Origin of the sequence: Microbacterium resistens, assembly GCF_021172025.1 — a bacterium.
GTDB lineage: Bacteria > Actinomycetota > Actinomycetes > Actinomycetales > Microbacteriaceae > Microbacterium > Microbacterium resistens.
Genome location: NZ_CP082781.1, coordinates 142,169 through 168,142, shown reverse-complemented (window position 1 = coordinate 168,142; position 25,974 = coordinate 142,169). Strand labels below are relative to the sequence as shown.

At 71.2% G+C, this 25,974-nt stretch carries 26 protein-coding genes and 1 tRNA gene; 9 read left to right on the top strand and 18 right to left on the bottom strand.

Annotated features, from left to right (window positions below):
• Positions 1 to 72 precede the first annotated feature (72 nt).
• On the top strand, positions 73 to 768 hold the full coding sequence (locus K8F61_RS00770) for a hypothetical protein (protein ID WP_231820374.1): 696 nt from the start codon (positions 73 to 75) through the stop codon (positions 766 to 768).
• A gap of 19 nt (positions 769 to 787) precedes the next feature.
• Here K8F61_RS00770 and pth read toward each other — a convergent pair whose 3' ends face one another.
• Together pth and K8F61_RS00760 are read right to left on the bottom strand one after the other, a co-directional pair.
• Positions 788 to 1,387 carry an aminoacyl-tRNA hydrolase gene (pth, locus tag K8F61_RS00765; RefSeq protein ID WP_067245580.1) on the bottom strand — a complete coding sequence of 200 codons (600 nt, stop codon included), beginning with the start codon at positions 1,385 to 1,387 and terminating at the stop codon, positions 788 to 790.
• A gap of 92 nt (positions 1,388 to 1,479) precedes the next feature.
• On the bottom strand, positions 1,480 to 2,088 hold the full coding sequence (locus tag K8F61_RS00760) for a 50S ribosomal protein L25/general stress protein Ctc (protein ID WP_067245576.1): 609 nt from the start codon (positions 2,086 to 2,088) through the stop codon (positions 1,480 to 1,482).
• Positions 2,089 to 2,276: 188 nt separating this feature from the next.
• Between K8F61_RS00760 and K8F61_RS19015 the strand changes: the two genes are divergently transcribed.
• Positions 2,277 to 2,402 carry a hypothetical protein gene (locus K8F61_RS19015; protein ID WP_255218122.1) on the top strand — a complete coding sequence of 42 codons (126 nt, stop codon included), beginning with the start codon at positions 2,277 to 2,279 and terminating at the stop codon, positions 2,400 to 2,402.
• A gap of 239 nt (positions 2,403 to 2,641) precedes the next feature.
• On the top strand, positions 2,642 to 4,045 hold the full coding sequence (gene gndA, locus K8F61_RS00755; RefSeq protein ID WP_231821589.1) for an NADP-dependent phosphogluconate dehydrogenase: 1,404 nt from the start codon (positions 2,642 to 2,644) through the stop codon (positions 4,043 to 4,045).
• A gap of 457 nt (positions 4,046 to 4,502) precedes the next feature.
• Here gndA and K8F61_RS00750 read toward each other — a convergent pair whose 3' ends face one another.
• The 5 genes from K8F61_RS00750 to K8F61_RS00730 all read right to left on the bottom strand — a co-directional run bounded on the left by K8F61_RS00750 (position 4,503) and on the right by K8F61_RS00730 (position 9,894).
• On the bottom strand, positions 4,503 to 5,543 hold the full coding sequence (locus tag K8F61_RS00750; protein WP_231820373.1) for a zinc-dependent alcohol dehydrogenase: 1,041 nt from the start codon (positions 5,541 to 5,543) through the stop codon (positions 4,503 to 4,505).
• Positions 5,540 to 6,697 (bottom strand): galactonate dehydratase, encoded by a 1,158-nt coding sequence (dgoD, locus tag K8F61_RS00745; RefSeq protein ID WP_067245570.1) that lies wholly within the window; start codon positions 6,695 to 6,697, stop codon positions 5,540 to 5,542. Before dgoD ends, K8F61_RS00750 begins: the two co-directional genes overlap by 4 nt.
• Positions 6,698 to 6,699: 2 nt before the next feature.
• Positions 6,700 to 7,578 (bottom strand): carbohydrate ABC transporter permease, encoded by an 879-nt coding sequence (locus tag K8F61_RS00740; protein WP_231820372.1) that lies wholly within the window; start codon positions 7,576 to 7,578, stop codon positions 6,700 to 6,702.
• Complete coding sequence (locus K8F61_RS00735; protein ID WP_067245564.1) at positions 7,575 to 8,519, bottom strand: carbohydrate ABC transporter permease; 945 nt, start codon at positions 8,517 to 8,519, stop codon at positions 7,575 to 7,577. The genes K8F61_RS00740 and K8F61_RS00735 overlap by 4 nt, the downstream gene beginning before the upstream one ends.
• Before the next feature lie 64 nt (positions 8,520 to 8,583).
• Positions 8,584 to 9,894 (bottom strand): ABC transporter substrate-binding protein, encoded by a 1,311-nt coding sequence (locus K8F61_RS00730; protein WP_231820371.1) that lies wholly within the window; start codon positions 9,892 to 9,894, stop codon positions 8,584 to 8,586.
• A 148-nt stretch (positions 9,895 to 10,042) separates the two neighbouring features.
• Between K8F61_RS00730 and K8F61_RS00725 the strand changes: the two genes are divergently transcribed.
• Positions 10,043 to 10,813: a FadR/GntR family transcriptional regulator gene (locus K8F61_RS00725; protein ID WP_067245558.1), complete on the top strand. Its 771-nt coding sequence runs from the start codon at positions 10,043 to 10,045 to the stop codon at positions 10,811 to 10,813.
• 62 nt (positions 10,814 to 10,875) lie between these two features.
• On the opposite strand, the gene K8F61_RS00720 is transcribed toward K8F61_RS00725, so the two are convergent.
• Positions 10,876 to 12,210 (bottom strand): FAD-binding oxidoreductase, encoded by a 1,335-nt coding sequence (locus K8F61_RS00720; protein WP_231820370.1) that lies wholly within the window; start codon positions 12,208 to 12,210, stop codon positions 10,876 to 10,878.
• Between the two features lie 102 nt (positions 12,211 to 12,312).
• On the opposite strand from K8F61_RS00720, the gene K8F61_RS00715 reads away from it, so the two are divergent.
• Both K8F61_RS00715 and K8F61_RS00710 read left to right on the top strand, forming a co-directional pair.
• Entirely contained in the window at positions 12,313 to 13,044 is a 732-nt protein-coding gene (locus tag K8F61_RS00715; protein ID WP_067245551.1) for a response regulator transcription factor, read from the top strand.
• A 10-nt stretch (positions 13,045 to 13,054) separates the two neighbouring features.
• Positions 13,055 to 14,680 carry a sensor histidine kinase gene (locus K8F61_RS00710; RefSeq protein WP_231820369.1) on the top strand — a complete coding sequence of 542 codons (1,626 nt, stop codon included), beginning with the start codon at positions 13,055 to 13,057 and terminating at the stop codon, positions 14,678 to 14,680.
• Between the two features lie 33 nt (positions 14,681 to 14,713).
• Here K8F61_RS00710 and K8F61_RS00705 read toward each other — a convergent pair whose 3' ends face one another.
• The 5 genes from K8F61_RS00705 to K8F61_RS00685 form a co-directional block, all read right to left on the bottom strand.
• Entirely contained in the window at positions 14,714 to 15,601 is an 888-nt protein-coding gene (locus K8F61_RS00705; protein WP_231820368.1) for a hypothetical protein, read from the bottom strand.
• Positions 15,598 to 16,458, bottom strand: coding sequence for a hypothetical protein (locus K8F61_RS00700; RefSeq protein ID WP_231820367.1), 861 nt, complete (start codon positions 16,456 to 16,458; stop codon positions 15,598 to 15,600). The genes K8F61_RS00705 and K8F61_RS00700 overlap by 4 nt, the downstream gene beginning before the upstream one ends.
• A gap of 293 nt (positions 16,459 to 16,751) precedes the next feature.
• Positions 16,752 to 17,789 carry a ribose-phosphate diphosphokinase gene (locus K8F61_RS00695; protein ID WP_067245541.1) on the bottom strand — a complete coding sequence of 346 codons (1,038 nt, stop codon included), beginning with the start codon at positions 17,787 to 17,789 and terminating at the stop codon, positions 16,752 to 16,754.
• Positions 17,790 to 17,798: 9 nt separating this feature from the next.
• Complete coding sequence (gene glmU, locus K8F61_RS00690; protein WP_231820366.1) at positions 17,799 to 19,229, bottom strand: bifunctional UDP-N-acetylglucosamine diphosphorylase/glucosamine-1-phosphate N-acetyltransferase GlmU; 1,431 nt, start codon at positions 19,227 to 19,229, stop codon at positions 17,799 to 17,801.
• A gap of 1 nt (position 19,230) precedes the next feature.
• Positions 19,231 to 19,302: transfer RNA gene (locus tag K8F61_RS00685), tRNA-Gln, on the bottom strand.
• 128 nt (positions 19,303 to 19,430) lie between these two features.
• On the opposite strand from K8F61_RS00685, the gene K8F61_RS00680 reads away from it, so the two are divergent.
• Entirely contained in the window at positions 19,431 to 19,940 is a 510-nt protein-coding gene (locus K8F61_RS00680) for a MarR family winged helix-turn-helix transcriptional regulator (protein WP_231820365.1), read from the top strand.
• A 10-nt stretch (positions 19,941 to 19,950) separates the two neighbouring features.
• On the opposite strand, the gene K8F61_RS00675 is transcribed toward K8F61_RS00680, so the two are convergent.
• Both K8F61_RS00675 and K8F61_RS00670 read right to left on the bottom strand, forming a co-directional pair.
• Positions 19,951 to 20,376: a hypothetical protein gene (locus K8F61_RS00675; protein ID WP_231820364.1), complete on the bottom strand. Its 426-nt coding sequence runs from the start codon at positions 20,374 to 20,376 to the stop codon at positions 19,951 to 19,953.
• A gap of 61 nt (positions 20,377 to 20,437) precedes the next feature.
• Positions 20,438 to 21,763 (bottom strand): hypothetical protein, encoded by a 1,326-nt coding sequence (locus K8F61_RS00670; RefSeq protein ID WP_219085837.1) that lies wholly within the window; start codon positions 21,761 to 21,763, stop codon positions 20,438 to 20,440.
• 161 nt (positions 21,764 to 21,924) lie between these two features.
• On the opposite strand from K8F61_RS00670, the gene K8F61_RS00665 reads away from it, so the two are divergent.
• Complete coding sequence (locus K8F61_RS00665) at positions 21,925 to 22,506, top strand: hypothetical protein (RefSeq protein ID WP_231820363.1); 582 nt, start codon at positions 21,925 to 21,927, stop codon at positions 22,504 to 22,506.
• Positions 22,507 to 22,530: 24 nt separating this feature from the next.
• Complete coding sequence (locus K8F61_RS00660; protein WP_231821588.1) at positions 22,531 to 23,469, top strand: pseudouridine synthase; 939 nt, start codon at positions 22,531 to 22,533, stop codon at positions 23,467 to 23,469.
• Here the strand turns inward: K8F61_RS00660 and K8F61_RS00655 are convergent.
• The 3 genes from K8F61_RS00655 to K8F61_RS00645 all read right to left on the bottom strand — a co-directional run bounded on the left by K8F61_RS00655 (position 23,432) and on the right by K8F61_RS00645 (position 25,902).
• Complete coding sequence (locus K8F61_RS00655; RefSeq protein WP_231820362.1) at positions 23,432 to 24,118, bottom strand: DedA family protein; 687 nt, start codon at positions 24,116 to 24,118, stop codon at positions 23,432 to 23,434. The two genes, K8F61_RS00660 and K8F61_RS00655, sit on opposite strands and share 38 nt — an antisense overlap.
• 87 nt (positions 24,119 to 24,205) lie before the next feature.
• Positions 24,206 to 24,865, bottom strand: coding sequence for a methionine ABC transporter permease (locus K8F61_RS00650; protein WP_067245513.1), 660 nt, complete (start codon positions 24,863 to 24,865; stop codon positions 24,206 to 24,208).
• Positions 24,865 to 25,902 (bottom strand): methionine ABC transporter ATP-binding protein, encoded by a 1,038-nt coding sequence (locus K8F61_RS00645; RefSeq protein ID WP_067245511.1) that lies wholly within the window; start codon positions 25,900 to 25,902, stop codon positions 24,865 to 24,867. Before K8F61_RS00645 ends, K8F61_RS00650 begins: the two co-directional genes overlap by 1 nt.
• Positions 25,903 to 25,974: the final 72 nt, after the last annotated feature.

The window sequence follows — 25,974 nt, the reverse complement described above, 5'->3', positions numbered from 1 at the left end:
TACGGTCCGGCGCCGACACCGCCGCGTCCTCGTCGGGTCATCCGGATTCCGGCGGCCTCCTAGGATGGGGGCGTGAGCGATCCCCAGCAGCCGTCGTCCGTGCCTCCTCCGCCGTCACCCGCCGCACCTGCGGCCCCGGCCGGTCCGTCGGCGCAGCCTGCTCCGCTCGCCCCGCCTGCACCGGGCCACCCGGCGCCGCCCGCGCCGGCGTACCCCGCGGCCCCCGTCTCCCCGGCGGGCGCACCGGCCCCCTCCGGGTACCACACACCGGCTCCGTCGGGGTACGGCGCGCCCGCACCGACCGGATACGCGGCGCCTCCCGGCGCCTACGCCGGTCCCGCGGCGGGCTATGCGGCGCCGTTCGCCCCGGAGCCGGAGCGCCCCGCGACCTCGACCACCGGCGTCCTCTCGCTGGTGCTCGCCCTCATCGCGGTGGTCCTCGGCACCGCGCTCGGCTCCTGGGCCGCGTTCGAGATCGGTCGCGGCGTCGTCTCGATGGACAACCTGACCTCGTCGACCGCCAACCCGCTGCGTCTGCTCACCCCCGTGCGCGACGTGGTGCTGTGGGCGGAGATCACCTTCTGGGCCGCGACCGCCCTCGGCGTCGTGGCGTTCGTGCTCGGGATCGTCGCCACCGTGAAGCGGCGCGGGCGAGGCGCGGGGATCGCCGGCCTGGTGATCGCCGCGGTGGGCCCGTTCGTCTTCGTCGGCGTCGCCTGGGCGCTGTTCACGGCCGGAGCCGCGGCCGGGATCAACGCGCTGTCCTGATCGGCGCCCGATCCCGCCGTCAGGGTCGGGGGGCGTGGTGCTTCTGCTGGGCCGCGACGAGCCCCTCTTCGATGAGCTGCTCGACCGCGTCCGCCGCATCCGACACGAGCACGGGGAGGTTCGGCCGCTCCGCCGCTCCGAAGGGCGCGAGCACCCAGTCCGCAGGGTCCTGCCGACCGGGCGGGCGGCCGATGCCGACGCGCACCCGCGGGAAGTCCGGGGTGGCGAGGGCCCGAGCGACGTCGCGGATGCCGTTGTGTCCGCCGTGCCCGCCGCCGACCTTGAGCTTGATGGTGTCGAACGGGATGTCCAGTTCGTCGTGCACCAGCACGATCCGCTCGGCCGGCACAGAGTAGAACCGCGCCAGCGACGCGACCGGCGTCCCGGACACGTTCATGAACGAGGTGGGCTTGGCCAGCACGATCTTGTCGCCGCCGGGGCGCACCCAGGTCTCGACGACCTGCGCGCCGCTTCCCTGACCGCGGACTCGGTGATCGCGGAAGCTCTCGCCGCGGCGCGCGGCGAGCTCGTCGACGACCATCTGCCCGACGTTGTGGCGGGTCGCCGCATATCGCGGCCCCGGGTTGCCCAGGCCCACCACGAGCCACGTCTGCGCCATGTCCTGTCCTCCGGATCGTGAAGGGACTCACCGCTCGGAGACGACGAAGGGGGCGCGACCGCGTCGCACCCCCTTCGTGTCGTCCGGACGGATCACTCCGCGGCGGTCTCCTCGGCCGGGGCCTCCTCGGCCGCCGCCTCCTCGGTCTCCTCCGCGACGGTGGCGGCGGGGACCGAGACCGCGACGACGAGGGTCTCCGGGTCGGCGACGAGCGTGACGCCCTTGGGCAGCTTCACGTCGGCGGCGGTGATGTGCGCGCCCTCCTCGAGCCCCTCGACCGAGACCTCGACGTGCTCGGGGATGTGGGTGGCCTCGGCCTCGACCGCCAGCGTGGTCGCGTCGAGGGTGGCGATGGTGCCCGAGAAGGGCTCGCCGACGACGATGACGGGGAGGTCGACCGCGACCTTCTCGCCCTTCTTCACGATGAGTAGGTCGATGTGCTCGATGACCTGGTGCACCGGGTCCTTCTGCACGTCCTTGACGAGCGCGAGCTGGCTCTTGCCCTCGATGTCGAGGTCCAGCAGCGCGTTGGCGCGACGGATCAGCAGGCTGACCTGGTGGCCCGGAAGGGCGACGTGGACCGGGTCGGTGCCGTGACCGTAGAGGACTGCCGGGATCTTGCCGGCGGCGCGCAGGCGGCGGGCGAAGCCCTTGCCGAAGCTGGTGCGGACCTCCGCGTGGACGGTGGTGTCTTCGCTCATGATGTTCTCCTTCAGGCGCGCAGCAGGCGGGGCTGCGCGGTGGTCTGGCTGGTGTCGTCTCGGCAGCGGACACGTGAGGAGAGCACCGGGCTCGCATCGCCGCGTCGATCACGGATGAGTGCGCACGCACGCCATCCCTCGCCGAGGAACGTCTCCATCGTACCGGATCTGCCGATAGGCTGAGTCCCATGTTCGATGGCGCTTTCCTGTCCCATGCCCTGTTCTGGCTCATCGGCGCCATGACCGTCTGCGCGACCGTCCTCTCGCTCGGCGCCCTGTTCAGCATGGGCCGCTCGGGCTACCGCAAGGACTGACCCGGCTCGGGCCAGCGTCGTCGCCCGTCGCATCCCGCGACGCGCTCGGCGACGACGCACCCCTCGGCGACCGCGTACGGCGTGCGCCGCGCACCGGTCCTGTCCACGACGCGAGCGCGACGCACAGGACGACCGACCCCGGTGACAGCGATACGCTGAACGCATCCCCCAACGGTGACATCGAGGAGATCACAGTGCCCAACGCCGCAGCGAACATCGGAGTCGTCGGACTCGCCGTCATGGGGTCGAACCTCGCCCGCAACCTCGCCAGCCGCGAGGGCAACACCGTCGCGGTGTACAACCGCAGCCGGGCGAAGACCGATGAGCTGGTCGCCGCGCACCCCGAGGCCGGGTTCCTCCCCGCCTTCTCCTACGAGGAGTTCGCCGCGTCGCTGTCCACCCCGCGTACCGCGATCATCATGGTCAAGGCCGGCGCCGGGACCGACGCCGTGATCGACGAGCTCGTGAAGGTCTTCGAGCCGGGCGACATCATCGTCGACGGCGGCAACGCCTACTTCCCGGACACGATCCGCCGCGAACGCGCCGTGCGCGAGACCGGCATCAACTTCGTGGGCGCGGGGATCTCCGGCGGCGAGGAGGGGGCGCTGACCGGTCCCTCGATCATGCCCGGCGGGTCCGACGAGTCCTGGGTGACGCTCGGGCCGATCCTGAAGTCCATCGCCGCCGTCGCCGAGGGCGAGCCGTGCGTCACGCACGTCGGCCACGACGGCGCGGGCCACTTCGTGAAGATGGTGCACAACGGCATCGAGTACGCCGACATGCAGCTCATCGCCGAGGCCTACGACCTGATCCGCCGAGGCACGGGCAAGTCCCCGGCCGAGATCGCGGAGATCTTCGCGGAGTGGAACCGCGGCGAGCTGGAGTCCTACCTCATCGAGATCACCGCCGAGGTGCTGCGACAGGTGGACGCCGCCACGGGCGAGCCGCTGGTGGACGTGATCGTCGACCAGGCCGGAGCCAAGGGCACCGGCGCGTGGACGGTGCAGACCGCGCTCGCGCTGGGCGTGCCGGTCTCCGGCATCGCCGAGGCCACCTTCACCCGCTCCCTCTCGTCGCACCCGGAGCAGCGTGCCGCCGCCGCCAGCCTTCCCGGCCCGAGCGAGGCGTTCACCGTCGCCGACGAGGACGCCTTCATCGAGGACGTGCGCCTGGCCCTCTACGCGTCGAAGATTGTCGCGTACTCGCAGGGCTTCGACGAGATCCGCGCCGGTGCCGCCGAGTACGGCTGGAACATCGACCTGGGCGCGATCTCGAAGATCTGGCGCGGGGGTTGCATCATCCGCGCCCAGTTCCTCAACCGGATCGCGGAGGCGTACGCGCAGACCCCGGACCTGCCGGTCCTGATGACGGCGCCCTACTTCGCCGAGGCGCTCACCCGTGGTCAGGACGCGTGGCGCCGCGTGGTGATCGCCGCCGCCCGCGCCGGCATCCCGGCTCCCGCGTTCTCGTCGTCCCTGTCCTACTACGACGGGATCCGCGCCGAGCGCCTTCCCGCCGCGCTCGTGCAGGGCCAGCGGGACTTCTTCGGCGCGCACACCTACCGCCGCATCGACAAGCCGGGCACGTTCCACACGCTGTGGTCGGGCGACCGCACCGAGATCGAGGCCGAAGACACCCACTGACGCCGCGGGTCACCGCGTTTCGTCTCGCGGAGACCCGCACGGAGCGAGCGCAGCGAGTCGAAGTGTCGCTCAACGACCGAAACCCACCGGTCGTTGAGCGAGGAGCGCAGCACCGAGACGAAACGGCGCCCAGCCCGGGTCACCACGTTTCGACTCGCTCCGCTCGCTCACCGACCGAACACCGCCCCCGCCCCGGTCGTTGAGCGAGGAGCGCAGCACCGAGACGAAACGCCCCCAGCCCCGGGTCACCGCGTTTCGACTCGCTCCGCTCGCTCAACGACCGAAAAGGGGCCACCCCCGGTCGTTGAGCGAGGAGCGCAGCGACGAGACGAAACGCCCCCAGCCGCGGGTCACCGCGTTTCGTCTCGCTTCGCTCGCTCAACGACCGAACACCCCGAACAGCACCGGTCGTTGAGCGAGGAGCGCAGCGACGAGACGAAACGGAGCGGGCGGCGCGTCATCCGCCCGGGACGATGACCGTCTTCAGCCCCTCGCCGCGCTCGGCGGCGTCCAGCGCCTCCCGGAAGTCCTCGATCCCCACGCGGCGGGTGACGAGCGGCGTCAGCACGACGGCGCCCGCCGCGATGAGTCGCATCGCCGCGCGCCACGACGCGGGCGTCGACGCGAAGCCGCTCGTCACGACGAGCTCCTTGTAGAGGACGAGGTCGAACGGCAAGGTCACGTCGCGGCCGAAGATCCCGACCTGCACGTACCGTCCGCCGCGGCGGGCGGCGCGCAGGGCTCCGGCTGCGGCGGGAGCGGCCCCGGAGCACTCCACCACGACGTCGAAGGCCTCCGTCGGAGGTGCCTCGGTCGTCGTGCCGAGCCCGAGCTCCGCCGCCACGGCGAGCCGCTCCGCGTCCGCGGGCAGTCCCGCGAGCGTCACGATCCCCCCGCACGCCCGCGCGACCTGCGCAGCGAGCTGCCCCATCGCGCCCGGTCCCGTGACCAGCACACGATCGCCGGGCTGCACGACCGGCGGGTCCAGCAGGCACTGCGCCACGCACGCCAGCGGCTCCGAGAGCACGCCGTCGAGCTCGCCGGGGGTCTCCGGAAGCCGATGCAGGTTGAGGACCGGGACGCGCAGCTGCTCCGCGAACCCGCCGTCGCGGAACGAGCCGATCGACCGGCGCAGCCCGCAGAGGTTGCGCCTTCCCGCACGGCACTGCTCGCAGCGCTCACAGGCGGAGAAGTAGGTCTCCACCGCCACGACGCTCCCGATCCAGTCGGCGTCCTCGCCCGATCCGACGGCGCTCACGACGCCCAGCACCTCGTGGCCGAGGACGACCGGCGTCCGGTGCGCGTACTCGTCGTGGGCGATGTGCACGTCCGTCCCGCAGATCCCCGTCGCGCGGACGTCGACGACGGCCTCCCCTGGCCCGGCCACCGGCCGTTCCCGGTCCTGCACCGCGATGCCCGACGGCCCCGGCCCGTGCTTGACGACCGCGCGCATCGTTCCGGGGTCCCGCGCCCCTCGTCCGGCCACCGCGGTGCTCACCACTCCGCCATCGATCCGTCGGCGTGCCGCCACACCGGGTTCTGCCACGTCTCCCACCGGCCTGCGGCGGCACGCACCGCCTGCTCGTCGATCTCGATCCCCAGTCCCGGCCCCGTGAGCCGTTCGAATCCGCCGTCCACGAAGCGGAGCGGCTCGGTGTCCACGACGTAGTCGAGCACCTCGGCGCCCTTGTTGTAGTGGATCCCGATCGACTGCTCCTGGATGAGGTGGTTCGGCGTGGCGAAGCCGACCTGCAGGCACGCGGCGAGCGCCAGGGGCCCGAGCGGGCAGTGCGGCGCGATCATGGCGTCGAAGGTCTCGGCGAGCGCGGCGATGCGGCGGCTCTCCGAGATGCCGCCCGCGTGCGCGAGGTCCGGCTGGCCGATCGCGATCCCGGCCTGGAGCGCGGGCAGGAACTCCTGCCGGCTGTAGAGCCGCTCCCCCGTGGCGATGGGGATCGTGGTCGCCTCGACCATCCGCTCGATCACATGGGAGTTCTCCGGCACGACCGGCTCCTCGAGGAAGAACGGATGAAGGGGCTCCAGCAGCGATGCGAGTCGGCGTGCCGTCCCGAGCGTGAAACGCCCGTGCAGATCCACGGCGACGTCGCGGTCCGGCCCCAGCACCTCCCGCGCCCTGGCGACCCGCGCCACGACGGCGTCGAGCTCCGACTTCGAGCCGTTGCGGCTCATCCGCCCCGAGGCGTTCATCTTCACGGCGGTGAGCCCGACCTCCAGCTGGGCGGCGATGTGGTCGCCGACCTCGTCGGGGTCGTCCCCTCCCACCCAGCCGTACGCGCGGATCCGGTCACGGACGGCGCCGCCGAGCAGCTCGTGCACCGGCACCCCCAGGCGCTTGCCCTGCAGGTCCCACAGTGCCTGATCCACTCCGGACACGGCGCTGGCCAGGACCGGCCCGCCGCGGTAGAACTGCCCCTTGGTCAGCACCTGCCAGTGGTCCTCGATGCGGCGCGGGTCGGCGCCGACCAGCGTCAGGGCGAACTGGTCGACGGCCGCGCGGACCACGTCGACGTAGCCTTCGAGGGACGCCTCGCCCCAGCCCACCAGGCCGTCGTCGGTCTCGATCCGCACGAACAGCCAGCGCGGGGCGACGGGGAACGACTCCACGCGGGAGATGACGCCGGTCACGGCCATGGTCAACCTTTCGTGGCCCCGGCGGTGAGGCCGGAGACGATGTAGCGCTGGGTGAACAGCGCGATGAGCATGATGGGCGTGGTCACGACGACCGAGGCCGCCATCAGGGCTCCCCAGTCGATCGACGCGTAGCCGATGAAGTCGAAGATCGCCACCGGCAGCGTCTTGGTCGCGTTCCCCGACAGCACGAGGGCGAACATGAAGTTGTTCCACGAGAAGATGAACGACAGGATCGTCGCCGTCGCGATGCCCGGGACCGACAGCGGGAGGGTGATCCGGAAGAACGCGCCGATCGCGGTCAGCCCGTCCACCTGCGCCGACTCCTCGAGCTCTTCCGGCAGCTGGTCGAAGAACGACATCATGATGTAGAGGATCAGCGGCAGTGAGACGAACATGTGCGACAGGATGAGCGGGATGTAGCCGCCGGTCATCTTCAGCTGGGCGAAGATGAAGTACCACGGCACGAGCAGGCTCACCCCGGGGATGATCCTCGCCAGCAGCACGACCATGGCGGACTTGTCCATGACGAAGCGGCTCATCGCATAGGCCGCGGGCACCGCGAGGACCAGGGACAGCGCCGTCGCCATGAACGCCACGAAGAACGAGTTCCAGATGTAGACGAGGTAGTTCCCTCGCCGCGGGTCGAACACCGTCCCGTAGTTGTCGAGCGTCGGCTGGAACAGCAGCGCCTGCGCCGCGTCGTAGATCTGGACGTTGTGCTTGAAGCTGGCCAGCACCATCCACACGATGGGGCCGAGGAAGGCCAGGACGATCAGCGCCAGTCCGAGGAAACGGCCGATGGAGCCGGGCCGCGTGCGGCGCCGGCGCGGCGCCGGGCGTCCGCCGGTGACGACGGTGCGAGTGTCGGCGAGGGCGGTCATGACTGCTTGCCCTTTCTCTGCATCTGGAGCACCCAGATCACGACGAGGATGATCAGGAAGAACAGGATCAGCACGGCCGAGGCGACGCCGTACTCGTTGTAGTCGAAGCTGAGGCCGTACGCGTAGACGTTGAGCGTCTCCACATCGTGGAACGCCCCTCCGCCCTTGCCCTTGGTCGCGTAGAGGATGTCGAACGTCTTCAGCGCGTCGATCCCGCGCAGCAGGACGGCCGCGATGATGACCGGGCGCATGAGCGGCACGGTGATGTACCAGAAGCGCTGCCAGGCGTTGGCGCCGTCGACCCGGGCCGCCTCCTGCGGCTCGTCGGACAGGCTCGTGAGCCCCGCGAGGAGGATGAGCGCGACCATCGGGGTCCACTGCCAGATGTCGACGAAGATCAGCGTCGGCAGGGAGGTGGCCGGGTCCGCGAGCCAGGGCTGCGGCGGGATCCCCACCCACCCCAGCATCTCGTTGACGAAGCCGATGTTCGGCTCGAAGAGCAGCCGCCACATCATCCCGACCGCGACCGGGGTCGCCACCAGCGGCAGCAGGACGATCGTGCGCACCACGCCCTGCCCGCGGAACGGCTTCCACAGCAGCAGCGCGATGATCATCCCGAGGATGAGCTCGAAGAACAGCGCCCCGCCCGTGAACGCGAACGTGCGCCAGACGGACGGCCAGAAGCGCTCGGTGTCCGTGAGGACGTCCGCGTAGTTGCCGAGTCCGATCACGTCGAAGTCGCGGCGGACGGACCGTTTCGCGTCGGTCAGGCTCAGGAACAGCGTCCATCCCAGCGGAACGGCCAGCAACAGCGCGGTGAAGACGACGGACGGGCCGGCGAACAGCCACTTGCGGTGCCGATCGGCCCAGCGGCTGAAGCGCTCCCCCGTGCTCACCGCCTCGGGCGGGCGCACGGCGTCCGGAGTGCGCAGAGCGGTCATGATGACTCCCTGGATCGGACCGCGGCGGCCCGGTCGGGGCCGCCGCGGTGACGGTCGGTCGTGTCTATTCGGCGTCCTCGACGAGGAAGTCCCCGAAGGCCTTGTCCGCGGCATCGACCGCCGCGTCCACGTCCCCGCCGGCGATCGCGGCGACGATGGGCTCACCCACGATCTCGCGCGCCTGCGCCACCTGGACCACCAGCGGCCGATCCTGACCGACGCCGTTCTCACCGTTGACCTTGATAGCCTCGATCAGCTCGGCCGGGTAGTCGGCCGTGGCGTCCTCGTCCTCCCAGACCGACGATCGGGCGCCGGTCACGCCGAGCTTGGTGAGCTCCGCGGTCATCTCCTTGGAGGTCGCCCAGGTGATGAACTGCCACGCCGCGGACTGGTTCTCCGAGGTCTCGTTGATCCCGAGCGCCCACGCGGCGACGTTGTACGGCTTCGAGCCCGCAGAGCCGGCAGGGAACGGCGCGAAGCCGACCTGGTCCGCGACGGTGGACTGCGACGGGTCCGTCATGTTCTTGTACAGGCTGTCCGCATCGGCGATGAACGCGGCCTGGCCCTGCTGGAAGACGGCAAACGCCTCGGCCCAGCTCATCTCCGGGTTGATCGTCGCGGTGGTGTGGTTGCGGATCAGGTCGCCGTAGAAGGCGTAGGCCTTGCGGGCCTCGTCGCTGCCGATCGCCGACTTCCCGTCCTCGTCGATCCACGCGCCGCCCTCACTGAAGAGGAAGGCGCTGAACTGCGTGACCGCCGCCGACTTGCCGGTGCGGCCGATGTAGCCGGCGACGTCCGGGTGGCGCTCGTGGATGGCGGCGGCGGCCGCGTCCAGCTCCTCCAGCGTCGTCGGCACCTCGAGGCCCGCCTCCGCGAGGAGGTCCTTGCGGTAGTACAGCACGGTGCGCTCGGTGATGATCGGCACGGCGACGATCTCGTCCTCGTAAGAGGTCAGGGACGCCGGCCCCTCCTGGAAGTCGGACCAGTCCCACTCCTCGTCGCCCTCGGCGAGCTCGGTGAGGTCGGCGAGGTACCCGTTGCCGGCGAACAGCTTGTTCTCCTGGAGCGGGCGGTACATCATGACGTCGATTTCGTCGGTGCCGGCGTTGAGCTTGACGTTGTACTGGTCCGAGAGCTGGTCCTCGGCCAACTGCGTGACCTCGACCTTGGCGCCGGTCTCCTTCTCGAACTCGGGGATCAGCTCCTTGATCGCCTCGGTCCACACATGGTTGACGAGCGTGACGCGGAGGGTGGTCCCGTCGATGTCGGCGTTCTCGTCCACCGCGGATCCGGTGCTGCAGCCGGCGAGCGTTCCGGCGACGACGGCGACCGCGGCCACGGCGGCGAGACGGGCGGGCTTCGATGCGTACTTCACTGTGACTCCATCCTGAGCCGCGCAACCTCGCGACGGCTCCCCTGGGTGCGGGTGGGCGCAGATGCCGCTTTACATCTGCTCAATCGTCACCGTAACCCGAATAAGTCAGACATATCAATCCCCGGGGTCAAAAAGATATGCTCTCCTCATGGACACGGTCCCTCCGTACGGCGACGCTCTGGCCGCGCCCGCCCCGGCCGTGGCCGGCGATCTGCGAGACCTCGTGCTCGACACGCTCGGCCGCGAGATCTGCGGGGGCGTGTACGCCGCGGACAGCACCTTCACCACGGAGTCGCTGGAGACCCGCTTCCAGGTCTCCCGTCCGGTCGTCCGCGAGGCGCTCCGTGCGCTCGAGGCGCTCGGCCTCGTGGCCCAGAAGCGCCGCGTCGGCGTGCGGGTCCTCCCGGCGACGGCATGGAACGCGTACGACCTGCAGGTGATCCGCTGGCGGCTGGCCGGCCCCAGCCGGGTGGCGCAGTTGCGCTCCCTCACCGAGCTGCGCGGCGCGATCGAGCCCGCCGCGGCACGGTTGGCCGCCATCCGCGCACCACTGAACCTGGCCAGCGACCTCGTCGGCCTTTCCGGGCGCCTCTGGGCCGCGGGCAAGCGCGGGGACACCGCCGAGTTCGTCCGCCTCGATCTGCAGTTCCACGGCCTGGTGCTGGAGATGAGCGGCAACGAGATGTTCGCGCAGCTGCATCACCTCGTCGAGGAGGTGCTCCGCAGCCGCACGCAGTACGACCTCATGCCACGCTATCCCGCCGTCGAGGCGCTGCAGAACCACGTGGACATCGCCACCGCCATCCAGACCGGCAACGCCGACAAGGCCGCACAGGCCATGGTCCTCATCACCGAGCGGGCCCTGGCCGAGATGAGCTCGATCTGGGATCGCGAGCTGGAGGAGCGCGCCGCCGAATGAGCCCGGTTCCGCCCCCAGGGCGGCGTCGGGCGGTCCCGCCCCAGGGCGGAACCGCCCGACGCTCAGGCCCTGCCCTCCGGGACGATGTTGTGGTTGCGGGAGAAGAGGTTCTCCGGGTCCCACGCGCGCTTGATCCCGCGCAGCCTCTCCCACGCCGCCGGCGCGAACAGCTGCTCGGCCAGTCCCGGGATCGGGTCCGCGATGAAGTTGCCGTACATCCCGGACCCCCGTGCCGCGATCTCCGCCCAGTCCGCGCGGACCCGCTCGCGTTCCCCGTCGTCGAGGAACTGCGGCATGTCGAAGGCCCCGGCCATCACGAACATGGTCGCGTCACGGGCCGGGAAGGGGGTGTCCTCCTGCGCGACATCGGCGAAGGCGCCGCCGAGCGAACGGAGGAAGACGACCGAGGCGGGATAAGCGGCCCGGAACGCGACGAGGCGGTCGATGAGATCGTCGTCCACGACGCGGGCGAGCATGTTCCCGCCGACGAACCCCGGCATCTCCTGCCCGGTCTCGTCCACCCCCGGCATCTCCTCCAGGATGTCCGCATAACGCACGCGCCGAAGGTCGCCCTCGACGCCGGAGACCGCCCGCAGAGGGGCCAGCGCCCGCTCCGCCGCGGCGGTGTCGTCGCCGGCCCACACGACGACGATCGACGCGCCCGCCGGGGCGCTCGGATCCATCGCCGGCACGTCCATGTACGACGCGGTCAGCTCTCGCGGCGCGTCGGCCAGCAGGTCGCGGAGCGCGCGCAGGGCCGGCCGAGGATCCTCCGGGACGGTGAGAATCCCGTGCACCGCACCGGGCAGCGCGTGAGCGCGGAAGTCGAAGCGAGTGACGACGCCGAAGTTGCCGCCGCCGCCCCGCAGCGCCCAGAATAGGTCCGGGTGGTCCTGCGCGGTGGTCTCCACGATCTCGCCCGTCGCCGTCACCACCTGCGCGCCCACGAGCTGGTCGACCGCGAGGCCCCATGCGCGCACCATCAGCCCGATGCCGCCGCCGAGGGTCAGCCCGCCGACGCCGACCGACCGGGTGTCGCCGGAGCTGATGGCCAGCCCGTGGGGCGCCAGCGCCTCCGCGACGGCGCCCCACGTGGCGCCGCCCCCGATGCGCACCAGCGTCCCGTCGACCTCGACGTCGTCGAGGTCGCGGAGGTCCAGCGCGAGGCCGCCGGGAAGACGCGCCCAGGCGCTGTGGCCGCCGCCACGGACGACCACGGGTGTCGCCGACGCCGCGGCGATCCGCACCGCGGCGGCGACGTCCGACGCGTCCACCGGGCGGACGATCGCATCCGGCTCCCCTCGTCCGGAGTGGAACGCACGCGCCTCGTCCCACCCGGTGTCCTTCGCCGTGAGCACGGTTCCGGAGACGTGATCCTGCAGTTCTGCGGGGTTCATTCCGCCGACATTAGGGCGCGCCACCGACATCCGTACAGACGCCGATCCCCCACCCCGGACGCTCTCATAGGAAACACATAGCAGACCGAGGAGAATGGAGGCATGAGCGACCACTCGCACCCCGACCTCCGCCGCCCCGACGGCAGTCCCCTCCGCATCCTCGCCGTGGACGACGAGCCGATGCTCACGGACCTCCTCTCGATGGCGCTGCGCATGGAGGGCTGGGAGGTGCGCACCGCCGGCTCCGGGCTCGAGGCCCTTCAGGTGGCCCGGGAGTTCGGCCCCGACGCTCTGGTGCTCGACGTGATGATGCCCGACCTCGACGGGATGGGGGTGCTCAAGCGCCTGCGCGAGTCCGGGAACATGGTGCCGGTGCTGTTCCTCACGGCCAAGGACGCGGTGACCGACCGGATCGCCGGGCTCACCGCCGGCGGCGACGACTACGTGACCAAGCCGTTCAGCCTGGAAGAGGTCGTCGCGCGGCTGCGGGCCGTCATCCGGCGCAGCGGCGGCGCGGCCTCGGACGCGGGCGACTCGGTCCTCCAGGTCGGCGACCTCACGCTGAACGAGGACAGCCACGAGGTCATGCGCGGCGACACGGAGATCGAGCTGACCGCGACCGAGTTCGAGCTGCTGCGCTACCTGATGCGCAACGAGCGCCGGGTCCTGTCCAAGTCCCAGATCCTCGACCGGGTGTGGAGCTACGACTTCGGCGGACGCTCGAGCGTCGTGGAGCTGTACATCTCGTACCTGCGCAAGAAGATCGACGCCGGGCGCACCCCCCTCATCCACACCGTCCGCGGCGTCGGCTACATGATCAAGGCGCCGCAGTGAGCCGGACCCGATGACCCCGGTCGACAGCCCCGAGCCGCCGCGGCGTCCGCTCACGCTGCAGACGCGGCTCATGGGCGCGGTGATCGGGATCGTGTCGCTGATCCTCGTGATCGTGGCCATCGTGACCAGCGTCTTCCTCGGGCGCGCCCTCGAGGACAGCCTCGCCAACCAGCTCCGCACCCACACCGACCGACTGGAGCAGGTCGCCCAGATCCGCTCCGGGATGTCCGTGAGCGCCCCCAGCGCCAGCGCGATCCTCGACCAGCAGCACGTCCAGCCCGGACTCATGCTCGTCGTCATCCCCACGGAGGGCACGCCGCCCGACGGCCTGATCGTCACGGCCGACTACCAGGGCACGACGGTCGGCCAGGAGCAGATCGTCCGCGCCGTCGCGGCGCTGCGCACCGGCAACAGCACCGCGAGCCTGGGCGAGCTCGGCTCCTACCAGCTCGACGCCGTGCAGGTCCCCTCCGTGCAGCTCGTCTCGGGAGGGCGCACGGAGGCGTTCACGATGATCGTGGGGCTGCCGCGCAACGACATCCAGAAGACGCTGTCCACGCTGTTCACGGTGATCGCGCTGGCGACGGCAGGCGGGCTCATCCTGCTGGCCGTCACCACCGCCATCACGATCCGGGTGAGCCTGCGGCCGCTCCGCGCGGTGGCCGCGACGGCGAACCGCGTCGCGAACCAGCCCCTCGACCGCGGCGACGTCTCGATCCAGGAGCGCGTCCCCGCCATGGAGGCCGACCCGAGGACCGAGACCGGTCTGGTCGGGGCGGCGCTGAACACCCTCCTGGATCACGTCGACACCTCGCTCGCGGCGCGGCAGCGCAATGAGGAACGGATGCGGCAGTTCGTCGCCGACGCCAGCCACGAGCTGCGGACCCCCCTCGCCTCCATCCGGGGATACTCGGAGCTGTCGCTGCGGTCGCTGCGGCAGAGCCAGGGTCCGGAGGCGGCCGAGACCGCGCATACGGCGCTGGAGCGCATCCAGGCCCAGTCCCTGCGGATGACCCGTCTCGTGGAGGATCTGCTGCTGCTGGCCCGGCTGGACGAGGGCCGCGAGCTCGTGCACACGCCGGTGGACCTCACCCGGCTCGCGATCGAGGGCGTGGAGGACGCACGCCCGACCGCACCGGACCACGAGTGGGAGATCGACGTCCCGGCGGAGCCCGTGGAGGTGCGGGGGGATGCCGGCCGTCTGCAGCAGGTGATCGCGAACCTGCTGGCCAACGCCCGCACGCACACGCCCGCGGGCACCCGCATCGTCGTGCGGCTCGGGACGGAGCCTGCGCACGCCGTGCTCCGCGTCCTCGACGACGGTCCCGGGATCGACGCCTCGGTGCGCGACGAGCTGTTCGCCCGTTTCGCCCGCGGCGACCGGTCCCGCACCCGCGCGACCGGCGGCACGGGGCTGGGCCTGGCCATCACGAAGGCGATCGTGGAGGGACACGACGGCACCATCGAGGTGGCGAGCGAGCCGGGCCGCACCGAGTTCCTCATCCGCCTGCCCCTGGCGCGCTCCGCTTCGGACGCCCCTACCCCGGACGCCGCGGCCCCGGACGCCCCGAGCCCGGCGTCCGCGAGCGGCGACCACGTCCTGCCCGGGCGCCCGTCATCCGACCTCGCGGACTGAGTCGAGACGCTCGGGCGGGCGCCGGTCGGTCTCCTAGGACCAGGGCGAGAGGGAGAGGCTGACCCGGTACTCCGCGTCGTCGGGAACGACCGGCTTCCCCTCGTCGGGAACGAACTCGGATCCGACGGCGTCGAAGACGCAGGACTCCTCGATGCTCCCGCCCGCCGGGATCTCGAGCGTCGGAATGCTGCAGGCGGCGAAGAGCACGCCGTCCGCGTAGCCGCCGATCATGATGTCGGCCTGGCTGGTCGGCTGGGTCAGACCGGACGCGATCACGGCCCGGAGGATCCCGTTCTCCACCTCCACGCTCTGCAGCGACAGCGCACCGGCGAGCGGCGCCGGCGCCTCCTCGGCGACGGTCTGATCGATCACGAACCGCGCGGCTTCCGGAAGGTCCGTCTGGAGGGCGACCGAGAGCATCCCCTCGCGCTGGTCCGGAAGCCAGGAGATGTTGGTCGGCGACCGCTGGAGGATCCTGCCCTCGGCGTCGTACGCGGTCACGTCGAAGTAGTAGGAGCCGGACGGCGCCGCGTCGCCGTCGTAGCGCACCGGGGCGTAGAGAGTCGTGAAGGCGTCCTCGGACACCCAGCGCGTCAGCGCGAGCTCTTCGACCGTGAACACGGAGTTCACCAGGACCTCGACGCCCTGCGCGGTCAGCGGCTCCTGTGTGTAGCCCGGCGCCGGGCCGAGGGGATCGGGAGCGGGTGTCGTCGCCTCCGGCGTCGGCGTCGAGGGCGAGGCGGGGGCAGGCGTCCGCTGCGCGTCGGCGAGCAGCTGGAGCGTCCGCGCGCCCAGGCCGATCGTCGCCGCGAGGAGCACAGCCGCGCCCACCGCGAGCGCGATCATCAGGGGCCGGCGTCGAGGCAGGGCCGGAGTCCGTGCGGGCGGAGCGGGAGGGGGAGGGACCGGGGGTGTGCTCATCGCGGCCGCTCCATCTCGAAGAAGGCTTCGTATTCGGCGTCGGCGGGGATCTCGGTGAACTCGGCCGGGTCCCCCTTCGTCGCCAGGTACATCGACAGCGTGGCGCCGAACTCACCGCCGGCCGGGATGTCCACCACCGTCTGCCCGACGGCGAAGATGTCGTCGCCGTCGAACCCGACGACGTACACGTCGGCGAGGGGCGCCGGTCGGTCGAGCGTGGACACGAACTGGGCCTGCACCCGTCCGTCCTCGGCGCTGCGGACGTCCTTCAGCTCCACGGTGCCGGCGGCCACGGCCTCCGCCTCTCCGCCGCGGGTCTGCTCCACCAGGATCCGCGACACCTCGGTCAGGTCGCGCGGAAGGATGCCGGTGAGCAGGGAGCGCTGCCCCGGGAGCAGGTAGGCGGTGGCGGGAAAGCGTGCGACGATCCCGCCCTCGGCGTCGTAGGACGTGACGTCGAAGAAGGCGTCGGTCGCCGTCTCCGCGGGGTTGACGATGACCGCGTGGATGCTGCTGAACTCGCCGGTCGGCGCCTTCGCCATCACGACGTCGCCGATGTCGAGATCGGACACCACGCCGATCTCGAACCCCTGCACCTCCTGCAGGTCGGGAACGGGGATCGACACGGTCGGAGACGGCGTCGGCGAGGCGGATGCCGAGGCGGTCGGCGCCGGCGGCCCCGCATCCGCCCGCGCCCCGGACAACGCCAGCACGGCGACGCCGAGGCCGAGAGTCGTCACGAGCAGCACGCCGCCCGCGATCATCAGTGCGAGAAGGAGCCGTCCGGGACCGCCAGGGCGTCCCGGACCGGCGGCGTCCCCCCTCGCATCACCTTCCGGTGCTGCAGACGCGACCATGGGACGATCGTAGCCACCGACCGTCGTCCCGCCTAGCGGCGACCCGCCCGCCCGTGTCCCGATTCGCACACCAGATCCCGATCCACGGACGAACCGGTCGAATTGGTGTGCAGATCGGGACGGAGTGTGCAGATCGGGGGCCGACCGTTCCGCGGCCCGCGGTCCGATCCGCACACCACGATCCGATTCGCGGGCGAACGGGCAGAATTGGTGTGCAGATCGGGACGGAGTGTGCAGATCGGGACGGAGTGTGCAGAACGGGACGGAGTGTGCAGATCGGGGCGGCGTCGCGCCTAGGCGTCGCCGCCGAACATGCTCGTGACGGAGCCGTCCTCGAAGACCTGGCGGATCGCGGTCGCCAGCAGCGGCGCGATCGGGAGGACCGTGAGCGTCGAGAAGCGGCGGGACTCGGTCAACGGGATCGTGTCCGTCACGACGACCTCGTCGATCGCGGAGTCCTGCAGGCGGTCGGAGGCCGGGTCGCTGAAGATCGCGTGCGTCGCGGCGACGATGACGCGACGGGCGCCGTTGGCCTTGAGCGCCTGCGCCGCCTTCACGATCGTGCCGCCGGTGTCGATCATGTCGTCGACGAGGAGACACGTGCGCCCCTCGACGGTGCCGACGATCTCATGCACGGAGACCTGGTTGGCGACCTTCGGATCCCGGCGCTTGTGGATGATGGCGAGCGGTGCGCCGAGGCTGTCCGACCAGGTGTCGGCGACCCGCACTCGGCCCATGTCCGGCGACACGATGGTGAGCGTCTCGCGGTCCTCTGCGGTGAGGTTCCGCTCGAAGTGGTCGAGCAGCACGGGCTTGGCGAACAGGTGGTCGACGGGACCGTCGAAGAAGCCCTGGATCTGCGCGGCGTGGAGGTCCACGCTCATCACGCGGTCCGCGCCGGCGGTCTTGAGCAGATCCGCCACCAGACGGGCGCTGATCGGCTCCCGCCCGCGCCCCTTCTTGTCCTGACGGGAGTACGGATAGTACGGGGCGACGACGGTGATGCGCTTGGCGGACGCCCGCTTGGCCGCGTCGAGCATGATGAGCGTCTCCATGAGCCACTCGTTCACCGGCTCTCCGAAGGACTGCACGATGAACAGGTCGCAGCCGCGGATCGAGACCTCGAAGCGCGCGTAGATCTCGCCGGAGGCGAAGGTGCGGTGCTCGACGGGGGCGATCTCGGTGCCCAGCGCATCGGCGACCTGGCGGGTGAGCTCGGGGACCGAGCGCCCTCCCGCGACGACGAGCCGCTTCTTCGTCTTGGCGATCAGGCCGGGCGCGATGCCGTTGTCCCGATCCAGCTCGACCGTCTTCTTCTTGCTGCGCCCCATCGGACCCGCCTATTCCGCCGAATCGGCCCGCGCGGCGGCTTCCGCCGCCGCCGTGCCTGCCCTGTTCTTCTCGACCCACCCCTCGACGTTGCGCTGAGGGGCGACGGTCATGGCCAGGGCACCGGCGGGGACATCCTTGCGGATGACGGCGCCCGCACCCGTCTTCGCGCCGTCCCCCAGCCTAACGGGCGCGACGAGCACCGTGTGCGCGCCGGTGTGCACCTCGTCGCCGATCTCCGTGCGGTGCTTGTTGACGTCGTCGTAGTTGGCGGTGATGGTGCTGGCGCCGAGATTGACCCCGCGCCCCACCGTCGCGTCGCCGACGTAGGAGAGGTGCGGGACCTTGCTGCCCTCGCCGATCTGCGCGTTCTTCGTCTCCACGTAGGCGCCGATCTTGCCGTTCGCGCCGAGCACGGTGCCCGGGCGGAGGAACGAGAAGGGCCCGACGGTGGCGCCGGCGCCGATCACGGCGAGGTTCGCATCGGTGCGCCGCACCGTCGCGCCCTCCCCCACCTCACAGTCGGTCAGGGTCGTGTCCGGGCCGATGGTGGCGCCCTCCGCGACGACCGTCGCGCGCAGCAGCTGCGTGTTCTGCAGGATGGTCACGTCCGGCGCGAGCGTCACCTCGTCGTCGATCCAGGTCGTGGCAGGATCCAGGATCGTCACGCCCTCGCGCTGCCAGCGGCGCACGATCCGGTCGTTGAGCGTGCGCGCCGCCTCGGCGAGCTGGACGCGGTCGTTGATGCCGAACGTGGAGGGGACGTCGGCGGTGACGGTGGCCGAGACTCGCTCGCTGTCGCCGCGCAGCAGCGCCACGACGTCGGTGAGGTACATCTCGCCCTGCGCGTTGTGCCGCTCGACGCGCGAGAGGGCCGAGCGCAGCAGCGGCGCACGGAAGACGTAGATCCCCGCGTTGATCTCCGTGACCGCGGCCTCCTCGGCGGTGGCGTCGCGCTGCTCGACGATGCGGGCGACATGTCCGTCAGCGTCACGGATGACGCGACCGTAGCCGGTCGGATCCGGCACGACGGCGCTCAGCAGCGTCGCTGCGGCCGTCGCCGCCCGGTGCGCGTCCACGAGCTCACGCAGCGTGTCGGCCTCCAGGAGCGGCACGTCTCCGGAGAGCACGAGGACGTCACCGACGAACTCCGCCGGCAGGGACTCGAGCGCGACCTGCACCGCGCGTCCCGTCCCCGGGACCTCGTCCTGGTCCACGAACACGACCCCGGGATAGGCGTCCGCCAGCGCGGCCACGACCTGATCGCGCTCGTGGCGCACCACGACCTCCACGTGCGCGGCGCCCAGCCGGGAGGCCGTGGCCAGGACGTGCCCGACGAGCGGACGCCCGCCGATGGGGTGGAGCACCTTGGGCAGGCGCGAACGCATGCGCGTCCCCTGGCCCGCGGCCAGGACGATGATGGCGAGGTCGTTACCGGTCATGCTCCGCCGCCAGGACTCGAACCTGAACCTCACAGCTCCAAAGGCTGTCGTGCTGCCATTACACCACGGCGGACCGCGGCCGCCCGGGCCGCCCGACAAGTCTGCCACGCGCCGACGCCGCTCCCCTGCGCGAACACCGGGGAAACAGTCCGCGGGACCCGGGAGAACCGGCCAGCGGGCCGCGGGCGGGATAATGGGCGGATGAGCACGGACGCGGCCGCACAGGGCGACGAGGTCGATCGGATCGTGGCGGCCTGGGACCGTCAGCGCCCCGACCTCGACTTCTCGCCGCTGGAGGTCCTCTCCCGCGTCGACCGGCTCTCGCACCACCTCGACCGCGCGCGTCGGGACGTGTTCCGCCGCAGCGACCTCGAGGCGTGGGAATGGGACGTGCTCTCGGCGCTGCGTCGCGCGGGGGCGCCGTTCCAGCTCTCGCCGAAGCAGCTCATGCAGCAGACCCTCGTGACGAGCGGGACGATGACGAACCGCATCGACCGGCTCGTCGGACGCCGGCTGGTGAGACGCGAATCCGATCCCGGCGACGGACGCAGCGTCCTCGTCACGCTCACCGACGACGGACGCGTCCGCGTGGACGCCGCGATCACCCGGCTGGTGGACGCCGAGGCGACGCTGTTGTCGGCGCTCTCCCGCGGCGACCGCGACCGCCTCGCGGCCCTGCTGCGAAAGCTCAGCCTCAGCTTCGACCTCTGAGGGCGGCCCCTCAGTACCCCTGACGCGGCGCGGGGTCGATCTCGGGTCCGCTGGAGGCCGCGGGCAGACGCACGGTGATCTCGCCCGAGACCGACGCGTCCGCCAGGCCGTACTTCAGCACGACCCGGTCGAGGTTCACCCGCCCGCCGTCCGGTGTGATCGTCATCCTCCTCGGCTGCAGCCCGGCGAGGAACTCGTCGGTGGAGCGCCGGGCGCCCGACGGGGTCCGCTCCCACGCCCGGTACAGCTGCGCCGGTGCGGACGCCTCATTGCGCAGCGCGGAGGCGATGGCGTCCCGCGAGATCCGGTCCGGGATCTCCAGCCGCTCCAGGACGACGTCGAGCCCGTCGATGAACGACTGCGTCAGACGGTCCGGGTGGTCGATCTCCAGACGGACCGGCACGGGCGTGCCCAGGAAGTCGATCTCGGTGTCCATCCACCCGCCTCCGGACCCGCCGTCGAGTTCGATCGGCCCGAGGACTCGGCTCTCCCACATGTCAGACTCCCACCTCGGTCGTCAACGCTTCGTCCGCCAGGAGCTCGGCGACCTTCTGCTTCGCGGAGGCGTCCGCCGAGAAGTAGTCCTCGACCGTCGCGTCGAACAGCATGCGTCCGCGGTTGTACTCGGCCGACGTCAGCTCGAGGCAGCGCGCGGTCAGCGTCCACAGCGCGGTCGCCGACGCATGGGTGCCCTGATAGACGCCCACCAGGGAGCTGCGCGGGGTCGGGTTCGACCCCGGGGGGCTCCCCAGCGCCGTGCGGGCCTCGGCGAGCGCTTCGTCGACGAGGACCATGTGGCTGGAGGCGGTCGAGGACAGCGTCCGGTCCATCCGCATCGTCCCATCCGTGGCGGGGATGTCTCCGAGCGAGACGGCGTCGAGGTTGTAGTCCGCGATGTTGCCGTGGATCGTGTTCATCGCCTCGGTCATCGCGTCGTTCAGGGCCCTCTCCTGCGCCGTGATCGACTCGTTCAGCTTGTTCAGCGCCTCGGCCGTGGACTTGTAGATGCTGCTGTAGGAGTTCCCCGAGATCTCCACGGCGGCGTTCTCCGAGACCTTGGCCACGGCCGTCGTGATCCCGGCCGCCACCGTGGCCAGCGCCCCGACGGCGACGCCGAGCCCGGTCGGTGCGGTCACCACTGCGGCGACGGCCGACACGACAGCCCCCGCGACGGAGAGCTGGAACTTCGCGTTCTCGGCGGCGGCGGTCTCCGCCTGCGTCTTCCAGGCCTTGCGCGCGTTGTCGCAGATCGTCGCCACGTCGTTGCGGACCGCGGTCCACATCGCGGCCTGCGCGGAGTAGTTCGCGTGGAGGATGACGTTCGCCTGAGCCAGTCCGCTCTGGATCGTCGAGGTCTTCGTGCAGTACTTCATCAGGAACGGGGCCACGAACAGGCCCTTCATCTCCTGGACGGCGCCGTACACCTTGTTGTTCGCGTCGGAGATCTCACCGCTGTTCTGCACCGAGGGCCCGGCTCCGCCGCTGCCGAGGATCGCGGCCGCCGCAGCGTTCTGCCCCTGCGGCCCTTCTGCGGCCGATCCCGTCGGCAGCCCCTTCCAGCGCTCGACGAGACTGTCGATCGCCGAACGGATCTCGTCGAACTGCGCCTCGCACGTCACGCCGTCGCCGTAGCCCACGCTCTGACCGCCCCCGCTGCCGTCCGCCGCGGGCCGCCGGTACTGGTAGGGGGCCCAGCCCCACTTGTTGTAGGACCAGTCCGCGTTGCCCCAGGTGGGGTCGAAGTCCTGATCCGCCATCCAGCAGTCGATCGCCGCCTTCTTCATCTGGCCGATGATCGTGTCGAGTTCGCCGTAGGTCGCCACCGCACATCTCCCTGCATCGTCGTCCGGGGAGCCCGTCGCTCGTCGTTCGCCCGATGAGGACGGATCGAAGAGCACGAGAAGCGCGACTCTCCCCCCGCAGGTAGAGTAGTCCACGCCCTGCGGCAAGTCGGGCACGCCCCAAGAAGTTTCGAGAGCGCCTCATGTCTGACGACACCATTCTCCCGGCCGCATCCGACGCGCCTTCACGGGTCCGGTCACGCACGGCGACGACCGCCATCTGGCTGTCGTCCGCGGCCCTGCTCCTGTGCGCCGCCCTGGTGATCCCGTACCTCGCACCGCGCAACATCGTCTTCGGGATCCTGCTGGTGATCGCGGCCGCGGCCGCCGTCACGGGGCTCGTGCTCGGCATCCGTGCCCGCCGTCCTCGCGCCGCCCTGGCCTCGGCGATCGTCGCGCTGGCCGTGGACGTGGCGCTGCTCGCCGTCTTCCTCTTCGGCCTCGCCGCGCTGTCCGCCCCGCACGACCAGGTCGAGCTGCGCGGTCAGGGCCCGGGCACGCTGCACGCGACCTTCTCCTCCGAGGGCGAGTCGGACACGATGACCTGGCCCTCCGACGGCGGATACAAGAGCTTCCCGACCACCGGCTCCTGGGCGGAGCTGACCGTCGAGGCCGCCCGCGAGGACGCCTCCGCGCAGGTCGAGTGCCAGATCCTCTGGAACGGCGAGATCGTCGTGGAGGAGACGGGCACGGGCACGGTCACCTGCCGCTACGACGCACGATAGCCCGGCGACGGTCGACCCATGGGCATGGCGTCCCCGCTCCCCGTCCGCGACGGCGTCGGCGCCACCCGCCTGCGCGTCCCCCGCACCGGCCCGTGGCCGACGATCGCCGACTACATGGTCGAGCGGTTCTTCCACCTCGACCCCGAGCGGCTCCTGCGGCGCTTCGACCGGGGCGAGATCGTCGCGGCGGACGCCTCCGCTCTCACGCGGGGCACCGCCCTCGGCGCGCACGACTTCGTCTGGTACTACCGCGAGCCGCCCGTCGAGCGGGAGATCCCGTTCCAGGAGGAGATCCTCCACGTCGACGACGACCTCGTGGTCATCGACAAACCGCACTTCCTGCCGACCACCCCGGGCGGCAAGTACCTGCAGAACTCGGCGCTGGTCCGGCTGCGCAACCGACTGGAGAACCCCGAGCTGACGCCGATCCACCGTCTCGATCGCGCCACCGCGGGCCTGCTGATGTTCTCCGCCCGCGCGCAGACCCGCGGCGCGTACCAGCTCCTGTTCGAGCGGCGCGAGGTCGAGAAGGTGTACGAGGCGGTCTCCGCCCTGCCCGCGGACTGGGACCCGACGAGCCCGCGGCTGGCGGGTCACGAGTTCCCGATCGTCTACCGCAACCGGATCGACAAGCTCCGCGGCACCGTCACGGTCCAGGTGGACCGGGAGGGCGAGCCGAACGCCGAGACGCGGATCGAGCTGATCGGGTTCGACGACGCGGTCCTGCACACCCGTCTTCGTCCGCACACCGGACGCATGCATCAGCTCCGCGTGCACCTCGCGGCGCTCGGGACGGGGATCCTCGGGGACGGCTTCTACCCGGACCTTCTCCCGGAGGCGCCGGACGACTTCACCCGCCCGCTCCAGCTGCTCGCCCGGGAGCTGCGCTTCACCGATCCGCTCACCGGCGAGGACCGCCGGTTCGTCACCCGACGAGCTCTGAGCGCCGCTCCCCGGCGCTGACCGCTCCGGCCGCGTCGGCGTCCTCCGCCGCGCCGTCGTGGCGCTTCAGGACCCTCCGGACGAGCCGGGCGACGAGGTCCACGGCCAGGCCGAGGATCACCGAGATCACGACGCCGACCACGGCCGCGAGGACCGGCGAGTGCCCCAGCCAGCTCGCCGCGAACACGGACAGCAGGATGCTCATCGCCGTCCAGCAGACCGCCGCGAGCAGGCTCAGCGGCAGGAAGCGCCGGTACGGCAGGCGGGTGGCGCCGGCGGTCATGTTCACCGCGACCCGCCCGACGGGGATGTAGCGGGCCGTCAGCAGCAGCATCGCCGGTCGGGCATGCACCCGGGCCCCTGCCCACTCCAGCGCCTTCTGCACGCGCGGCCGGCGCAGCCACGCCCAGCGCGCGAGCCCGAATCGGCGGCCGAGGTAGTAGGCGATGCTGTCCCCCGTCGCGGCGCCCAGCGCGGCCGCCGCGATGACCCCGGCCGCAGCGTACGGCGCTCCCCCGGCCGCCGTGCCCGCCGACAGCATCAGGGTGAGCGCCCCGATCACGACGGTCTCGCTCGGGATCGGAGGGAAGAAGCCGTCGATGAGGCAGAACGCGAAGACCACCAGGGGCAGCCACGGCGTCGTCAGGAGCGCGGGGAGGAGGTCGGCCATGACACCACGGTACGAAGACGCTCCCCCGCCCCTCGTCCTCCTGCGGTACCGTCCGACCCCCTACGGGAGGATGATCTTCGCCCCGCGTCAGCGCCGCATCACGACGCGGGCGAGCCAGGTTCCGAGCGTCTGCACCAGGTGGACGAAGACGACGATGAGCACGATCGCGGCCCACATCACCACGGGCTCGAACTGGCGGAAACCGTACGACTGCGCGAAGTGCCCGAGCCCGCCCGCACCGAGCGCGCCCGCCATCGCCGTCATGTCGATGATGCCGACGACGATGAAGGTGTACCCGAGGATCAGCCCGCCCAGGGCCTCCGGGATGGCGACGGTCGCGAGGATCCGCCAGGGGCCCGCCCCCATGGCGCGGGCCGCCTCGATCACCCCCGGCGACACCGCGAGGAGATGCTGCTCCACGATGCGCCCGATGGCGAAGGACGCGGCCAGCGAGAGGGCGAACGCGGCCGCGTTGATGCCGATCCCGCTGCCGATCACCGCCCGGGTGAGCGGCTGGATCGCCGCGATGAAGATCACGAACGGGATCGGGCGGAAGAAGTTCACCAGGAGATTGAGGATGCCGTAGACGACGCGGTTGCGCAGCAGTCCGCCCGGACGTGTCGTGTAGAGCCCCGTGCCGATCACGCCGCCGAGCAGCCCGCCCGCCACGAGGGCGATCGCGACCATGTACAGCGTCTCGGCCGCCGCGGTCCAGAACTCGGGGGCAAGCTCGATGAGCCGATCCATCAGCGCACCTCCCCGGTCTCGGTCACGTCGACCCTCTCGGCGATCGCCGCCAGAGTGCGGCGCAGCACGGCCTCGTCGCCGCGGATGGCGAGGGTGAGGTGCCCGAACGCGCGGCCGCGGATGTCGTTGATGCCGCCGTAGACGAGCTCGAACTCCAGCCCGGCCTGGGCGAGGTCGACGAAGACCTGTGCCTGGGAGGCGGAGCCGTCGCGGAACGAGAAGGTCACGAGCCGGCCCGCGTGCCGCTCCCGCAGGGTCGCGATCTCGGCCGGCGAGGGCACGCCCTTGATCACCGTGCCGACGAAGCGCTGCGAGGCGGGGTTCTGCGGGTCGGAGAAGACCTGGAAGACGTCGCCCTTCTCCACGACACGTCCGTTCTCCATCACGGCGACCTTGGTCGCGAGCGTCTGGATCACGTCCATCTCGTGGGTGATGATCACGATCGTCACGCCCTGCTCCTCGTTCACCCGGCGAAGCAGCGCGAGCACCTCGTGCGTCGTCTGGGGATCCAGGGCGCTGGTGGCCTCGTCGGCCAGCAGGATGGCGGGACGGGTGGCCAGCGCGCGCGCGATGCCGACGCGCTGCTTCTGGCCGCCGGAGAGCTGCTCGGGGTAGGCGCGGGCCTTGTCGCTCAGGCCGACGAAGGCCAGCAGCTCGCTCACCCGGGCGTCGATGTCCGCCTTCGACCAGCCGGCGAGCTTCAGGGGGTAGGCGACGTTCGCCCGCACGGTCTTCGACGAGAACAGGTTGAACTGCTGGAAGATCATCCCGATGCCGCCGCGCAGCGTCCGAAGGGCCTTCTCCGGCAGCGTCGTGATGTCCGTGCCGTCGACGACGATCGAGCCGGAGGAGGCCGGCTCCAGGGCGTTGATCAGGCGCACGAGGGTGGACTTGCCCGCCCCGGAATAGCCGATGATGCCGAAGACATCGCCCTTCTCGATGTCGAGGGACACGTCGTCCACCGCGGTCACGGCGGGGGCGTCGCGCTGCGGCGACGGGTAGGACTTCGTGACGTTTCGCAGACTCACGATCGGCATGGTGGTGCTCCGGTGTGCTTCGACAGGACGAATCGGGCGACGCTCGTGGCGCCGCCCGATTCTCTCATTGCG

Bases quoted from the DNA above. Each gene is read 5' to 3' on its own strand.
- K8F61_RS00735 (WP_067245564.1), bottom strand. From the start codon at position 8,519: ATGACCGCTCTGCGCACTCCGGACGCCGTGCGCCCGCCCGAGGCGGTG.
- K8F61_RS00695 (WP_067245541.1), bottom strand. From the start codon at position 17,789: ATGGGGCGCAGCAAGAAGAAGACGGTCGAGCTGGATCGGGACAACGGC.
- K8F61_RS00675 (WP_231820364.1), bottom strand. From the start codon at position 20,376: ATGGACACCGAGATCGACTTCCTGGGCACGCCCGTGCCGGTCCGTCTG.
- pth (WP_067245580.1), bottom strand. From the start codon at position 1,387: ATGGCGCAGACGTGGCTCGTGGTGGGCCTGGGCAACCCGGGGCCGCGA.
- K8F61_RS00725 (WP_067245558.1), top strand. From the start codon at position 10,043: ATGGACACGGTCCCTCCGTACGGCGACGCTCTGGCCGCGCCCGCCCCG.
- K8F61_RS00760 (WP_067245576.1), bottom strand. From the start codon at position 2,088: ATGAGCGAAGACACCACCGTCCACGCGGAGGTCCGCACCAGCTTCGGC.
- glmU (WP_231820366.1), bottom strand. From the start codon at position 19,229: ATGACCGGTAACGACCTCGCCATCATCGTCCTGGCCGCGGGCCAGGGG.
- K8F61_RS00700 (WP_231820367.1), bottom strand. From the start codon at position 16,458: ATGGTCGCGTCTGCAGCACCGGAAGGTGATGCGAGGGGGGACGCCGCC.
- K8F61_RS00655 (WP_231820362.1), bottom strand. From the start codon at position 24,118: ATGGCCGACCTCCTCCCCGCGCTCCTGACGACGCCGTGGCTGCCCCTG.
- K8F61_RS00650 (WP_067245513.1), bottom strand. From the start codon at position 24,865: ATGGATCGGCTCATCGAGCTTGCCCCCGAGTTCTGGACCGCGGCGGCC.
- K8F61_RS00740 (WP_231820372.1), bottom strand. From the start codon at position 7,578: ATGACCGCCCTCGCCGACACTCGCACCGTCGTCACCGGCGGACGCCCG.
- K8F61_RS00715 (WP_067245551.1), top strand. From the start codon at position 12,313: ATGAGCGACCACTCGCACCCCGACCTCCGCCGCCCCGACGGCAGTCCC.
- K8F61_RS00705 (WP_231820368.1), bottom strand. From the start codon at position 15,601: ATGAGCACACCCCCGGTCCCTCCCCCTCCCGCTCCGCCCGCACGGACT.
- dgoD (WP_067245570.1), bottom strand. From the start codon at position 6,697: ATGGCCGTGACCGGCGTCATCTCCCGCGTGGAGTCGTTCCCCGTCGCC.
- K8F61_RS19015 (WP_255218122.1), top strand. From the start codon at position 2,277: ATGTTCGATGGCGCTTTCCTGTCCCATGCCCTGTTCTGGCTCATCGGC.
- K8F61_RS00680 (WP_231820365.1), top strand. From the start codon at position 19,431: ATGAGCACGGACGCGGCCGCACAGGGCGACGAGGTCGATCGGATCGTG.
- K8F61_RS00710 (WP_231820369.1), top strand. From the start codon at position 13,055: ATGACCCCGGTCGACAGCCCCGAGCCGCCGCGGCGTCCGCTCACGCTG.
- K8F61_RS00720 (WP_231820370.1), bottom strand. From the start codon at position 12,210: ATGAACCCCGCAGAACTGCAGGATCACGTCTCCGGAACCGTGCTCACG.
- K8F61_RS00660 (WP_231821588.1), top strand. From the start codon at position 22,531: ATGGCGTCCCCGCTCCCCGTCCGCGACGGCGTCGGCGCCACCCGCCTG.
- K8F61_RS00645 (WP_067245511.1), bottom strand. From the start codon at position 25,902: ATGCCGATCGTGAGTCTGCGAAACGTCACGAAGTCCTACCCGTCGCCG.
- K8F61_RS00665 (WP_231820363.1), top strand. From the start codon at position 21,925: ATGTCTGACGACACCATTCTCCCGGCCGCATCCGACGCGCCTTCACGG.
- gndA (WP_231821589.1), top strand. From the start codon at position 2,642: ATGGGGTCGAACCTCGCCCGCAACCTCGCCAGCCGCGAGGGCAACACC.